General features: G+C 43.9%; 8 protein-coding genes. 5 read left to right on the forward strand and 3 right to left on the reverse strand.

Annotated features, from left to right (window positions below):
• Window positions 1-123 precede the first annotated feature (123 nt).
• Entirely contained in the window at window positions 124-939 is an 816-nt protein-coding gene (locus ACED53_RS02035; RefSeq protein WP_017099792.1) for a phosphate ABC transporter substrate-binding protein, read from the reverse strand.
• Between the two features lie 253 nt (window positions 940-1,192).
• Between ACED53_RS02035 and ACED53_RS02040 the strand changes: the two genes are divergently transcribed.
• On the forward strand, window positions 1,193-1,555 hold the full coding sequence (locus ACED53_RS02040) for a DUF3024 domain-containing protein (protein WP_012600988.1): 363 nt from the start codon (window positions 1,193-1,195) through the stop codon (window positions 1,553-1,555).
• Window positions 1,556-1,813: 258 nt separating this feature from the next.
• Here ACED53_RS02040 and ACED53_RS02045 read toward each other — a convergent pair whose 3' ends face one another.
• Both ACED53_RS02045 and rnb read right to left on the reverse strand, forming a co-directional pair.
• Window positions 1,814-2,620: a helix-turn-helix domain-containing protein gene (locus ACED53_RS02045; RefSeq protein ID WP_371715234.1), complete on the reverse strand. Its 807-nt coding sequence runs from the start codon at window positions 2,618-2,620 to the stop codon at window positions 1,814-1,816.
• Window positions 2,621-2,734: 114 nt separating this feature from the next.
• Entirely contained in the window at window positions 2,735-4,741 is a 2,007-nt protein-coding gene (rnb, locus tag ACED53_RS02050; RefSeq protein ID WP_017099794.1) for an exoribonuclease II, read from the reverse strand.
• Between the two features lie 309 nt (window positions 4,742-5,050).
• Between rnb and ACED53_RS02055 the strand changes: the two genes are divergently transcribed.
• From ACED53_RS02055 to ACED53_RS02070, 4 genes are all read left to right on the forward strand, one after another.
• Window positions 5,051-7,093: a DEAD/DEAH box helicase gene (locus ACED53_RS02055; RefSeq protein WP_017099795.1), complete on the forward strand. Its 2,043-nt coding sequence runs from the start codon at window positions 5,051-5,053 to the stop codon at window positions 7,091-7,093.
• A 732-nt stretch (window positions 7,094-7,825) separates the two neighbouring features.
• Complete coding sequence (locus ACED53_RS02060) at window positions 7,826-9,019, forward strand: acetate/propionate family kinase (protein ID WP_009844798.1); 1,194 nt, start codon at window positions 7,826-7,828, stop codon at window positions 9,017-9,019.
• Window positions 9,020-9,778: 759 nt separating this feature from the next.
• Complete coding sequence (locus ACED53_RS02065; protein WP_017099796.1) at window positions 9,779-11,815, forward strand: TonB-dependent siderophore receptor; 2,037 nt, start codon at window positions 9,779-9,781, stop codon at window positions 11,813-11,815.
• 225 nt (window positions 11,816-12,040) lie between these two features.
• Window positions 12,041-14,164 carry a TonB-dependent siderophore receptor gene (locus ACED53_RS02070; RefSeq protein WP_017099797.1) on the forward strand — a complete coding sequence of 708 codons (2,124 nt, stop codon included), beginning with the start codon at window positions 12,041-12,043 and terminating at the stop codon, window positions 14,162-14,164.
• Window positions 14,165-14,236: the final 72 nt, after the last annotated feature.

Below are 14,236 nucleotides of genomic sequence, written 5' to 3' on the forward strand. Positions count from 1 at the left end.
GAGAGAGCTTAAGGCTCTCTCTTTTTGTTTTTGTCTATCAAGGCGATATCATCAGCATCCTAACAACATCACAAAAGTCGTTATCTTACTTGATACGCGTGTAGTTACTTAATGCGTTTATAGTTACTTGATGCGCGTGTAGCCGTACTCTTCGATAAGATCTTGCCCTTGTTTTGACTTCACGAACTTAATGAAATCTTTGCTCTCGTCAGAAACTGATTCAGTTTTGTGCAGCAATAAGAATGGGCGAGCCAATTCATAACTGTGGTTGGCGATGTTCTTAGATGTCGGCTCAACGCCTTCAAATGTGATTGCTTTGATCGAACGGTCGATAGAGCCAACAGAGATGAATCCAATCGCATGTGGGTTATGGTTAACAATCGTTTTTACCATGCTGTTGCTGTTTACAACCAAGTTATTTGGGTTGATGTCAGACACTAGACGGTCGTTAATGATTTTTGTCAAACCAAGTAAGCTCTCGAAGCTGTAACGTGAACCAGAAGAAGCTTCACGAGTTACAACTGCGATAGGTTGATCCGCACCACCTATGGCTTTCCAGTTTGTGATTTTTCCTTTGTAGATATCGAATAGCTGTTCACGTGTAACGTTGCTTACACCGTTTGAACGGTTAGTCACGACGGCTAGGCCGTCAAAGGCAATTGGAAATACCTTCAATTTTTCGCCCTGTTCGTGGTCAGTTAAGTAACGTGAGCTCATACCAATATCAGCGACACCTTTATTGACCATGGTAATACCCGCTGTAGAACCGATGCCCTGAACCGCAATATAGTTATCAGGGTGAGTCTTGTTGTACTCCTCAGCCAATACATCCATCACACGTGATACCGAAGTGGAGCCCGAAATATTGGTTTCTTGTGCAAAAGCAGCGTGAGAAGACAGGGCTAAGGATAAAAGAGAGGCAAGCGCGACTCGTAACATAAACAACTCCTAATTAATAACATTTGCCGGCTATGATAGGTCGGTTATATGACAATTTTGTGAAATTCTATCCGCTCAATGTGTCGCTATTAGCTTGATGAGTGAAAGCTAGTTGGGTTTACAAAAGCAGGATTCGTTTCTGGGAGCAGGACGGGTATTTTGTTTGCACTAGTTCGCTAAAATGTTGGTTGAGTCCTAAGCTAAACAAAGGAATTCACTACTTAGAAGTTTCTATGAAGTTACAAGGGGTGTTATGTCCGTCATTCATATCGAACTGAATCGTCTTTTAATTGGAGCTGAGAAGCTCTGTACATCTAGAAATCGCAGTTTACCTGTCGAGCTAGGCAAATCCCTTTATGAAGAGTGTGAGGGTGGTGTGCTGTTTTCTCAGGCTCATTATCTGCTCGACTCATCTCATAGCGATTACACAAATGAGATCGCCTGCGTTAGTTTTGATGAGTCACTGTCATGTTGGTTGGTAATGGTGCCGCTAGAAGGTGATGTAGAAACCGATTCAGTAAATTGGGGGCCTTATCCTTACTTACCTCAATCGAAGGATCTTGATGCTATTTTGTCTGAAATAGAAAAAGACCCTAAATCGTACTTCTGGTCGTGATTATTCTGTTGAGATGTTTGCGAGGGGCTTGATACCTAAAACGAACAACTTTTTTTTAACTCACCACATTACAACCTATCTGAGTCACTAAAAACAGTCTACGTTAATAAAGCTTATCTGCGTCAGTAAAACGATCTATGTTACTAAAACTATCTGCATCACTATAAATGATGGATGTCACTTCAAATTATGCCAATAAGATTGCGTAGTTATACCAATCACAGTGAGTAAGTGATCAGTGATTTACTACGATTGGTATTAATAAGATTGTGAAACCAAAGACCGGAAATCTTTTGGTGTTTTGCCGTGATAGGTTTTAAAGGCGGTACTAAAATGCGCCGCACTTTTAAATCCGGATTCATAAGCAATTTGAGTAATCGATTTGTTCGATGTTCTGAGCTGTGTGGCTGCGTGGGCGATTCGCTTTATCTTCAAGAGGTTTGAAAACGAAAGGTCTTCCGCCGATAAACGGCGTTTAAGTGTGGCTGGTGACATCCCCATATAGCTGGCTAGGGTATCGAGTGAGATATTATTTTCTATATTCTGTTCAATGTAATGGATGACCTTTTGTGTCACCGTCAATCTAGAGATCCGGCTAATAATCGCTAATAGTTCCGGATACTGCTCAACCATTAAAGACAGCAAACCTAAGCCTAGTTGGGTGAGTGCGTAATCATTCTGAGTCGATGAATTGGCCAGAGACATGATGAGCTCTTTCAATTGGCATATTTCGGTATCCGTTTGATTGAGCTTAATGTACTTATCTGGAGTTTGAGTGGATTCTAAATCACTGAACTGATTTATGAACTTTTGGAAAATTGCCAAATCAAAATCTAAGCAAATCGCACTAAACTCACCATTTTCAGTGTCGACCGTGATGTCTTTAATCTGACCAGAATTGTAAAGCGTGAAATCTCCAGCTTTTAACGAGGCTTGAGTGCCATTGGGCAGCATAAAAGATATGCTTCCTTTCGATACCATAAAAATACCGTTTTTAGAGGCGGGGTAGCGTTCGCGTTTCCTGGGAATAAAGTTTCTGAATTGAGTGACCGTGATTGATGGCATAGTGAGCTTCTTTGGCGTTGTAGATTAATTGCTTTTTTTAGTATTGTTTGAGCATGAGACATTTACAAAAAAGGCGCTAATAACTAGCGCCTTTAGAAGTAAACCTATCAGAAATTAGGCTTCGGTTTCATTTGTTGTTTCAGGCTCGCTAGGCAAGTCCGCAAAAACTTGTGTAGGTTTTGCTACCAAGTTACGGTTTTCCTGATTAACTTCTGAGAGAACTACTTCTAAAACGTCTCCCAGTTTGTATACCATTTCTTTATCGATAGATACAGTACCCATATCACCGTTGCACTCTATTCTCTCTTTATTATCAAGAATGAGAGAGCCAGGGATAAACGCCGCTGCACCATTATCAAGTAGACGTACCCGCATACCTGCGCGGTTAATATCGAAAATCTCGGCTTGGAAACGAGTTTCTTCTGCTGGAGCATTCGCTAGAGTGCGAGCATACAGCCAATCACCTACATTACGCTCAGCCATACCGTGGTGACGGCGGTGCAGGGCAAGTTCATCACCAATGGTTTCGTCTGGTGTTTGAATCGGCGCTTTACCTAATATGTGTGCTTTAAGCATACGGTGGTTAATCATGTCACCGTATTTACGAATTGGAGAAGTCCAAGTTGCGTAAATGTCTAATCCCATTGCGTAGTGCGGCGCAGGTTCATTGCTGATCTCGCTGTATGCTTGGAATTTACGAATACGGTTGTCGTAGTAGCTGTTGTCTAAAGAACCTAACCAACGACGCAGAGTAGCAAAACCTTCCAGAGAAACGATCTGCTCTTCTGTAAACGGCGTTTCTGCTTCTGGGTTAACTAGCTCCAGAACGTCTGTTAATTTCTCAGCTTTAAAACCAGAGTGACAGTTAAAGACACCTTGGTTAAAGCTCTCTTTTAATACTCGACCCGCACAGATGTTCGCGCTGATCATAGATTCTTCAACCAACTTGTTCGCACTGCGACGCATGTCCGCGTGGATAGCAACAACATCGTTATCTTCGCTTAGTTCAAAGCGGTAATCAGGGCGATCTGGGAACACAACCGCATTTGCAGAACGCCACGCTGAACGTGCTTGAGCAAATTGGTGAAGGTCAGAAACAATCGCAGCAATCTCTTCTGACGGTTGCCATTTCTCTGATGCACCTGTTTCTAGCCAGTCTGATACGTGGTCGTAAGCAAGACGAGCGTGAGATTTGATGTTTGCAGCGAAGAAGTTAATGTCATCACCGATAACACCATCTTTAGATACCGTTACTGTGCAGCAAAGTGCCGGGCGAACTTCGTTCTCTATGAGTGAACATAAGTTGTCAGCTAGATCGCGAGGCAACATTGGGATGTTACGACCAGGCAGGTAAATAGTGAAACCACGCTCGCGAGCCACTTTATCCATTGCATCATCTGGAGAGATGTAAGCGGTAGGATCAGCAATTGCGATAGTCAGTTCAAAATCACCGTTCTCTTTCTTCTTAGCGTAAAGCGCATCGTCCATATCTTTTGTGCTTTCGCCATCGATAGTCACAAAAGGGACGTGAGTCATGTCTACACGTTCAAGATCAGCGTCGTCTTTGATCTGCCAGTCGTCGATGCCTTCAGGTTCGCTGTTTGGTAGGTCATTTTGCGCTAGCGTTACCCACCAAGGCGCGATTTTGTCGTCAGCGTCTGTGATTTTCTCAGAGATTTGAGCCAAGAAGCCGTTGTCACCTTTTAACGGGTGTTGAACGATATGAGCAACAACCCAGTCGCCTTCTTTAAGCGTTTCAGGGTTCAAGCCCTTCTTTGCTTTCGCTTTAAGCTGCAGTTTTTTCAGTTGCGGGTGATCTGGAACAACGTTCAATCGACCTTTGAAAAGCTTAACTCGTGCAATAAAGCGAGTAAGACCCTGTTCAATCAACTCCTCTGGCTCTGCAACTTCGCGCTCTTTCTCTGTGCGAATGATGGCAATCACCTTGTCACCGTGCACACATTTTTTCATGTACGGCGGTGGGATGAAGAAGCTAGTTTTGCTATCGACTTCGAGAAAACCAAACCCTTTTTCAGTGGCTTTGATCGTACCTTCCTTTTTAGGGAGGGTTTCTTGGATTTGCTGTTTGAGTTGAGCGAGTAGAGGATTATCTTGAAACATTTTGACTTTTATCTATCGAGGACAATTGAGCACACTATAATCATTGCGAGGCTTGATTACTACTTAAAGGCGAAGTGAGCGTTAATTAATTGCCCTCTTATTTAACTAGGTCAATTTGCTAGAAGTTTGGTGCTGTGACGAGATATTCATCAAGTTTTGACGATATGATAGCCAGTGTTGATGTGAAACCGAAAAATATGTGATGTATTTCAATTTTTTCTGGCTTTTTTTATGCATTTAAGGAATAATCCGCCTCCCTTAGACGTCCCTAATGGCTTGAAGTGTTTTATTACTGCTTCGTAACTCTGAATGGAATCAGTATCTGATTGGATCAGTATTGGAATTGATAGAGCTCCCGGGACCTTTTGTTTACTTATATATAGTGGGATCCCAATGTCCGAATCTGTAATTCAATTTAATGAATTAGCCCTAAACGAAAACATTCTTTCAGCTCTTGATAGCATGGGTTTCGTTTCTCCGACTCCAATCCAAGCAGCAGCTATTCCTCTTCTTCTTGAAGGCCGTGACGCACTAGGTAAAGCACAGACTGGTACTGGTAAAACAGCAGCATTCTCTCTGCCTTTACTTAACAAAATCAACCTGAACCAACATAAACCACAAGCAATCATCATGGCTCCTACTCGTGAGCTAGCGATTCAAGTTGCTGCGGAAATCAAAAACCTAGGCCGTGATATCAAAGGTCTTAAAGTTCTTGAAATCTACGGTGGCGCTTCAATTGTTGACCAAATGCGCGCTCTAAGCCGCGGTGCTCACATTGTTGTTGGTACTCCAGGTCGTGTTAAAGACTTACTAACTCGTGACCGTCTACACCTAGATGAAGCACATACATTTGTTCTTGATGAAGCAGATGAAATGCTAAAAATGGGCTTCGTAGATGACGTTACTTGGATCCTAGAGCAAGCTCCAGAATCTGCACAACGTGTACTTTTCTCTGCGACTATGCCTCCAATGGTTAAGACTATTGTTGACCGTTACCTACGTAACCCGGCTAAAGTTGACGTTGCTGGTACTAACCACACAGTTGACAAAGTAGCGCAGAACTACTGGGTTGTTAAAGGCGTAGAAAAAGACGAAGCAATGTCTCGTCTTCTTGAAACTGAAGAAACTGACGCGTCAATCGTATTCGTACGTACTCGTCAAGACACTGAGCGTCTAGCTGATTGGCTATCTGCACGTGGCTTCAAAGCTGCTGCACTGCACGGTGATATTCCTCAGTCTCTACGTGAGCGCACTGTTGATCACATCAAACAAGGTGTTATCGATATCCTAGTTGCAACTGACGTTGTAGCACGTGGTCTTGATGTTCCACGTATCACTCACGTATTTAACTACGACATCCCATTCGATGTTGAATCTTACATCCACCGTATTGGCCGTACTGGTCGTGCTGGACGTAAAGGTAAAGCGATCCTACTAGTTCGCACTAACCAAATCCGTATGCTTCGCACAATCGAGCGTGTAACTAAGTCTCAAATGGAAGAAATCCAACTTCCACAACGTGACGAAGTTGCTGCTGCACGTGTTGCTAAGCTTGGTGCTGAGCTTGAAACTGAGAAAGAGAGCAAAGCTCTAGAAAACTTCGCAGGTTTAATCTCTACTCTGCAAGAATCTCTAGAAGTTGATGCTGCTACTCTAGCTGCAATGCTTCTTAAGCGTCAGCAAGGTAAGAGCCCTCTATTCTACGTTGGCGAAGACCCAATGATCGCTGCTATTGAGCGTGATAAGAACCGTCGAAAAGAGCGTCGTGAAGATCGTGACAATGGCCGTGACGGTGGTGGACGTAACTTCAATACTCAAGATTGGGATACGTACCAACTACAAGTTGGCCGTGAGCAAGGTGTTCAGGTTAAAGACATCGTTGGCGCACTAGCAAACGAACTAGGCCTAACTAAAGGTTCTATCGGTGCTATCAAACTAGACCAAGGTTCTACTTACGTTCAACTGCCAAAAGCAATGAACTCTGAAACTGCTGGTAAGCTAAGCAAACTTCGTATTCGTCAAAAAGAAGCTGGCGCTGTAGTTGTTGATTTCAACGACTTCCGTGAGCCTCGTCGTGGCGGCGGTGGTCGTGATGGCAACCGTGGTGGCGGTCGTGGCGGTCGTGATGGTGGCGGCTACCGTGGTAACCGTGAAGGCGGTCGTGGTGGATACCGTGGCAACCGTGATGGTGCTCGCGATGGTAACTCTGCTGGCGGACGTGACGGCGAGCGTCGTTTCGACCGTAACCGTGGTGGCGATCACCGTGGTAACCACCGTGGCGAACGTGGCCATGGCAACGCAGCAGGCAATGGCGGCAACCGCGGTCGTCGTCCAGAGCGCAACGAAGGTTAATCAACCTTTAGTTTAAGTGAAACTTACAAGCCAAGTTCTTATAGGTGAATAGCTTAAATAGTGAATTTAAAAGCCGAGCTTAATGCTCGGCTTTTTTGTGCCTGCTATTTGAACTTTAGCTTTGGTTGGTTCTATATATGTGGCAGCTTACTTCAACTAAACTTCGTCCCTATATTAAATGTTAGCGCTTAAACTTAGCTGTATCGCGTTCTAAGTCTATATTGAAATAACGTGCTACAAAGATACTAAAACAATGAGTGAAGGCTATCTAAGCGACGTTACAGTTCATTTATTCGTAGAGTTGTACTCGAATGCAATTAAAAGAAGATCGGATTTTGTCGTTCACTATTCCCAACTCTTGTGATCTTTTTGATGCAAACATTGAGCAATTGAGAAATCGAGCAAAAAGTAATCGGTAATGATAAGCAGACAAAAGGGAAGGGGCTAGGCGGATTACGTGCATTGGTGCGATTCACTCTAGTTAACTTAATCGAGTGAAAAACTAGTGTGAGCAGTCCTTTACTTCGTTTATTGACCAACTGTCATATTCAACTATTTTTTAATTTCGCTCTCGAAATAAATAAACTAATGACTCAGATCAACTTAATTGTGTTCATTTGGTGCTTTTTGCAAAACAAAAGTTGAAAGATTCAAAAATTATTGAATAATGGGCTTAACTAAAATTGAAGTAAACACTTCATCCAATTCATACTGAAACAGGATCCATATCCAATGTCTAATTCGTTTGTTCTGGTTATTAACTCGGGTAGTTCATCCCTAAAATTTGCTGTTATTGATTCTGTTTCTGGTGAAGCCGTATTGAGTGGCTTAGGGGAGTGTTTTGGTCTTGAAGATGCTCGTATGAGCTGGAAGTATCAAGGTCAGAAAACTGAAATTGCCATTCAAGGTGAAGATAACCACCACAAAATTGCCATTGGCAAACTGGTTGGGTTGATGGAAGATCTAGGCTTCACTGCTGATATAGTGGCTATTGGTCACCGTATCGTTCACGGTGGCGAGAAGTTCACTCAAACGGTTCGAATTACTGAAGAAGTAACGAGTGAGATTGAGAGCCTATCTGACCTAGCTCCACTTCATAACCCTGCAGGTGCTATCGGCATCCGCGCTGCGATTGAAGCTTTCCCTTCTTTACCTCAATTTGCTGTATTTGATACGGCTTTCCACCAAACAATGCCACAACGTGCATTTACTGGTGCAATCGCAAAAGAACTATACACAGACTTCGGTGTTCGTCGTTACGGTTTCCACGGTACGAGCCACTACTTCGTTAGCCGTGAAGCTGCGAAAATGGTCAACAAGCCAGTTGAACAAGCTAGCTTCATCTCTGTTCACCTAGGTAACGGTGCATCTGTATGTGCTATCAAAGACGGTAACAGTGTTGATACGTCAATGGGCTTCACACCGCTTTCTGGCCTTATGATGGGCACACGTTGTGGTGATTTAGATCCAGGTATCATCGAATACCTACTTAAAAAAGGTTGGTCACAAGAGCAAGTCTTTAATTCTCTAAACAAGGAGTCTGGCTTCCTTGGCGTGTCTGGTCTTACGAGCGATGCTCGTGGCATCTTAGAAGCGATGGAAGAGGGCCACGAAGGCGCTAAGCTTGCTTTCGAGGTGTTTACTTACCGCGTTGCTAAATACGTTGCTTCTTACCTTGCAACGCTAGACTCTTTAGACGGCATCATCTTCACTGGTGGTATCGGTGAGAACTCTCTACCAATTCGTCGTGAGATCCTAAGCAACCTTAAGATTCTTGGTTTTGTTGAAGACGTAGCAGGCAATGAAGCCGCTCGCTTTGGTGCAGAAGGCATCATCGCTAAGTCTGAAATGTTAGACGCGGTAGCAATGGTTATTCCAACCAATGAAGAATTCGTAATTGCTCAACAGTCGGTAGAACTTCTGTAATCCAAGCAGCCGCTTAATAAAATATAGACAATGTGAAAGCGAGCCCTAGTGGCTCGCTTTTTTTATTTTCTTGTTCGGGATGAGTTGTAGTAGATCTGCTTGTTACCTGTCTCCTCTATTCGTTATCGAAGGAGAAAAAAGGCTACGAATGTAGCCTTAGAGTCATCTTGTATCGAAGCCCGCACCACTCGAGGGTGATACGCGCTATGACGATGTCGTAAGTTATGTCGTTTTGAGGGGAATGCTCGTTAGTTGAATTCCCCGTTTCTGCGAGAACGCTAAAAGACGAGAATATGGCATGCCTTCTTTGCTAATCATGTTTGTCAGTCAACATAGGCTACTGAGCTTGGTTCTTTGTAGATACAATCAACTCCAGTCACATTTCCGTTGTTGTCTTGAATTATTGAACATTATTTTGAGGTGTGACCAGTTAATAGGCACGCCGTACTAAAGGGTATTAATCCCATCCGTTACCTGGCTCAAACCTTTCTTTATTTGCTTTCTTTCTCCTTATCGAAAAGTCTTTTTTCTGAGTATTCCCAACCGTCGAACCTCGTTTTTACCTACTTTTATACGACATTATCCAATGTCTTAAGAGGCTTGTTCTTTTTATGATTTTGTTTTTATTGATTATTTTGTAAATAGCAATGTTGCATATCGTGCTGGAGGGGTAGGCAGCAAAATATATATTGCAAATATAAATGATATTTGTTCTTATTCGCGTCCATTGTGATTTATAAACTAAACCGGAATTAGAATATGAACGTTAGATTGGCTTTCACCCCTCTCGCCTTGGCAATTGGAGGTGCATTAACCACAGTGGCTACCGTGTCGAATGCAATGGCTTCAGAAGAAGTAACGGTGGATGAAACCGTGCAAGTTATTGGTCATCAGTACGAAGGCTACGCGGAGCACATGCCGCAATCGGGTACCAAAACGGATGTCGAATGGCTCGATGTCCCACAAGCCGTATCAGTGGTTACTAAAACAGAGATGGAAGACCGTGGTGCGGTCCGTTTAGTGGATGCTCTTGATGGTGTTGCTGGTGTCAATAATACCTTAGGTGAAGGCAGTCGAGATCAGTTCGTTATTCGTGGTTTTGATGCGCTGAATGACATGTATCGCGATGGCATGCGTGATGATGGAACTTTACAGTCGTATCGAAGCCTATCCAATATTGAGCGTGTTGAAGTGGTAAAAGGCCCAGCAGGAGCTCTGTATGGTAGAGGCTCTGCCGGCGGTATCATTAACTTAGTCACCAAGCGAGCGAATGGTGACACATTTACCAATGTGAACGGCAGTGTTGGCAGTAACAGCCAATTTGTAGGGCAGGTGGATAGCTCAATGGCGTTTTCAGATAAAGTCAATGGACGTATTAACCTGGAACACCGACAGGCTGATTCGTATGTTAACCATGTCGATTCGAATGATTTCTTTATCGCACCAACTATTCGAGTGCTGCCAGCTGAAGGGCATACCGTTGACTTAGATGTCGAATATGCACACCAAGAGCTGGTGCCATATCGTGGTGTTCCATCCAAAAATGGCAAACCTGTCGATGTCTCTGAGAGTTCTTTCTACGGTGGCACTAACGATTATCAAGAGTCCGATAGCCTGCGTGTTGGCATTAATTATGAGTGGAGCTTGAATAGCGAGTGGGTATGGACAAACCGAGCTGCATACAATCATATCGAACTTGAGCAAAAGGGCACGCGTCAAGGTACTGTGGCGGGAGATAAAGTTTCTCAAACCGTGAACAATTTCGGTTATGACCCTCGAACCACAACGACGATGCAATCCGAATTAGTGTGGGAAACCGATTCTAACCAAATGATGATTGGTGCGGATTATAACCAGATCAATATCGATTTAACGCTAGCAAGCGATAAAACCTTACCTCCGAAACACATCTATAATCCCGTCGTAGGAGCAACGCCTGATCCGGGTTTCAAGCCTTTCCGTGATAACACAACGACGACGACGGGTATCTACCTTCAAGACGTTTACACCTTGGGTGATCTATCGGTGATAGGTAACGTGCGCTATGACTCTATGGAACTTGAGCAGCAAAAAGCCGGGAAAGCCCAAGAGAAGCTAGATGATAACAAAGTGAGCTACCGTGGTGGCTTGGTCTATCGTATCAACAACGATATGTCGGTATACGCAAGCTTAGCTCGTTCGTGGCAATTGCCTTACTCCGGTATTTATATCAACCCTAAACTGGCTGAATTCTTCCATACCGATCTAAAAGAAGTGGGTGCGAAAGCTTACTTACTCGATAACGCTTTGATGCTCAATGCCGCTATTTTCCAAATTGATCAAGAACAACCACAAACCAATATTAATGGCGACGTTATCAATAAGATTGAAGCACGTCACCAAGGTATTGAACTGGAAGCTCGCGGTCAGATTACAGAGTTGTGGGATATTTCAGTTGGTTATAGCTACTTAGATGCAGAAGATAAAGATACAGGTAAAAAGCCGAATGATGTATCCGATCATCTGTTCTCACTCTGGAGTACTTACCAATTATACGAAAACTGGCGTTTGGGCGGTGGTGTGAAATACGTAGGGGACCGCTACGCAGGTAACAATGAAGCCGTCGCATTAGGTGATTACACCACTGTTGATTTGATGGCAGCGTACACCACGGGTCGTCACAAAGTTCAAGCGAACGCTTATAACGTACTTGGCGAGAAATACATTCTCGGGGCAACCAGTGGTAAGTCGGGTACTAACCAGATTGGTTACGGAGCGCCAGCTGAATTCATGCTCAGCTACGGCTATCAGTTCTAAAAGCGAGTTCTGCTCGAAGATTTAGTTTATTTCTAAGCGTTATTACGTTTCTAAGAGCTAGTACGTGATTAAAAGCTATTTCAACAGAAAAAACTATTGATTTGTTCGCTACGAGTGAGTGAACAGTTGGCCTCATTTTGAGGTCGTTTAGCCCAATGGGTCAAAGCGTTGGCATAACTTAAAAGCACAGCCTTTGACCCTAATTTGCCTACTTAGGAGATTTTCATGCCTTACCAGAATTTGGATGGTAAACCCCACGCGCAACATAAACTGCGCTTGACCGTACTTGCAACAACCATCGCTTCAGTGACTTCCATGAGTGCATTCGCTGCGTCTGATCCGCAAACGACGACCATGGAAACGGTTGTCGTGACGGGCAGCTTGATCGGTAATTCAGAATTAGAAGATGTGAAAGAGTATCCGGGAGCGCGTACCGTTCTAACTAACGAACAAATTAAAAAGACTGGCGCACTCTCTATTGATTCAGCATTTCAAAGTGTACCGGGCATTAAGGTTCAAGACGAAACGGGCACGGGTGTATTGCCTAACATCTCGGTGCGCGGCTTGAAAGCGAGCCGCAGTGGTCATGCTCAATTTCTAATGGATGGTGTACCACTGACTCTTGCGCCTTATGGTCATACCGGACAATCTATTTTCCCAGCAACGCTATCTATGCTTGACCGAATTGATATCGTACGTGGTGGCGCTGCTGTGCAGTACGGGCCAAACAACGTGGGTGGTGTGATCAACTTGGTGACTAAGCCTATTCCACACCAATGGCAAACGGAAATCAGTAATCGCTTTACGGTATTTGAAGATGGTAATACACCACTGAATGATTTTTACCTACGTACCGGTGGTTGGTTAACCGATACGCTGGCACTTCAAGTGGAAGGTAACTTCCTAAAAGGTGAAAGCTTCCGTGATCATTCAGATACGGATGTAAAAAACTTCCAAGCGAAGTTGCAATGGTTACTCAGCGATACCCAGGAGCTACAAGCATTCGTTCAGCGTTACGATGCCGACACCCAAATGCCGGGCGCTTTATCGCCAAAAGATTACCAGAAAGATCGTACTCAATCGAAGCGACCATATGACGAATACAAAGGCACATCAACACGTTGGAGCCTGAAGTATTTGCATGATTTGAATATTGCAGATGGCGCAGAGTTAGAGGTTCTGACATTCGGTCACCACTCTGAGCGTTTCTTCCAATGGGGCTTTAATAGCGCAGGCGGTCACTGGGCTGATCCAGCATTACCATCAACAGATATTCGCACCTCACCACGTGAATTCGCGGTTTATGGTGTGGAACCTAAGTTAGCGATGTACTTTGACGGTAATACGGTGACGCAAAACTTGATTGTGGGTGCTCGCTATGTAAATGAAGATATCGATTACAAGCTAACGCAAACGCCAATTACTGGCGGAGTAACAAAAGTGCCACGTGATTGGAACTTGAATACCGATGCTTTCGCAGGTTACATCAGCAATGAAGTTGGCCTGTTTAACGACGTGCTAAAGGTTACTCCGGGTATTCGTTACGAATCGATTGATATGACCTTTAATGATTTAGGTAAAGCACAGAGTACAGACAACAAAGTGACCGAGTGGTTACCGGGCTTAACCGTGGCATACCATTTAACTGAGCAATGGGTTGGGTACACCAATGCGCAGAAATCTTTGCGCGCACCACAAATCGCTTACATCCGAGGTAAGGGTGAAGAGGGCAGTGAGCTAGCATGGAACTACGAGTTGGGTGCTCGTTACAATCAAGATTCAACTAGCTTTAATGTCGCGCTCTACCGCATTGATTTTGAAGACCAACTCCAATGGCAAAGCGGAACGCAGACCTTTGACAATATTGGTAAAACGCTTCATCAAGGTATTGAGCTTTCAGGTCGTTATGTTCCGCAGGCTATGCAAGCTCTGAGTTTAGGCGCGGGTTATAACTATTTGGATGCGACGATAGAGGCAGAAGGTGCAAACAAAGGTAAGCAACTTCCTTACACATCGGAGCATCAACTTAGCTGGGATGCGACTTACGCCTTTAGCAAGGTAGATACGACCTTATCTGGTTACTATTTCAGTGAGTCTTATTCTGACAATGCCAATACCAGTGCTGAAGATGCAACGGGTGCGAAAGGCAAAGTACCTGCTTACATGGTATGGAACTTAAACCTAGGCTCAGACTTGTATAAAGATGAAAACAGTAAGTTACGCATGAATGTTGCAGTGAACAATTTGTTTGCTGAGGACTACTACTTCCGCGGTATTGATACCAGTCCGGTTGGCCGCTATCCAGCGCCAGGGCGTTCATACACTTTGGATCTGAACTATCAGTTCTAATCGGTAATTGATTAAAAATAATAACGAATATAAGTCGCCAATATTACTGGCGACTTTCACGGTTCTAGTGTT

Origin of the sequence: Vibrio sp. 1F169 (assembly GCF_041439605.1) — a bacterium.
Classification (GTDB): domain Bacteria; phylum Pseudomonadota; class Gammaproteobacteria; order Enterobacterales; family Vibrionaceae; genus Vibrio; species Vibrio tasmaniensis_A.

Excerpts from the sequence above, each read along its gene's own strand:
- ACED53_RS02035 (WP_017099792.1), bottom strand. The coding sequence starts at position 939 with ATGTTACGAGTCGCGCTTGCCTCTCTTTTATCCTTAGCCCTGTCTTCT.
- ACED53_RS02040 (WP_012600988.1), top strand. The coding sequence starts at position 1,193 with ATGTCCGTCATTCATATCGAACTGAATCGTCTTTTAATTGGAGCTGAG.
- ACED53_RS02045 (WP_371715234.1), bottom strand. The coding sequence starts at position 2,620 with ATGCCATCAATCACGGTCACTCAATTCAGAAACTTTATTCCCAGGAAA.
- rnb (WP_017099794.1), bottom strand. The coding sequence starts at position 4,741 with ATGTTTCAAGATAATCCTCTACTCGCTCAACTCAAACAGCAAATCCAA.
- ACED53_RS02055 (WP_017099795.1), top strand. The coding sequence starts at position 5,051 with ATGGAATCAGTATCTGATTGGATCAGTATTGGAATTGATAGAGCTCCC.
- ACED53_RS02060 (WP_009844798.1), top strand. The coding sequence starts at position 7,826 with ATGTCTAATTCGTTTGTTCTGGTTATTAACTCGGGTAGTTCATCCCTA.
- ACED53_RS02065 (WP_017099796.1), top strand. The coding sequence starts at position 9,779 with ATGAACGTTAGATTGGCTTTCACCCCTCTCGCCTTGGCAATTGGAGGT.
- ACED53_RS02070 (WP_017099797.1), top strand. The coding sequence starts at position 12,041 with ATGCCTTACCAGAATTTGGATGGTAAACCCCACGCGCAACATAAACTG.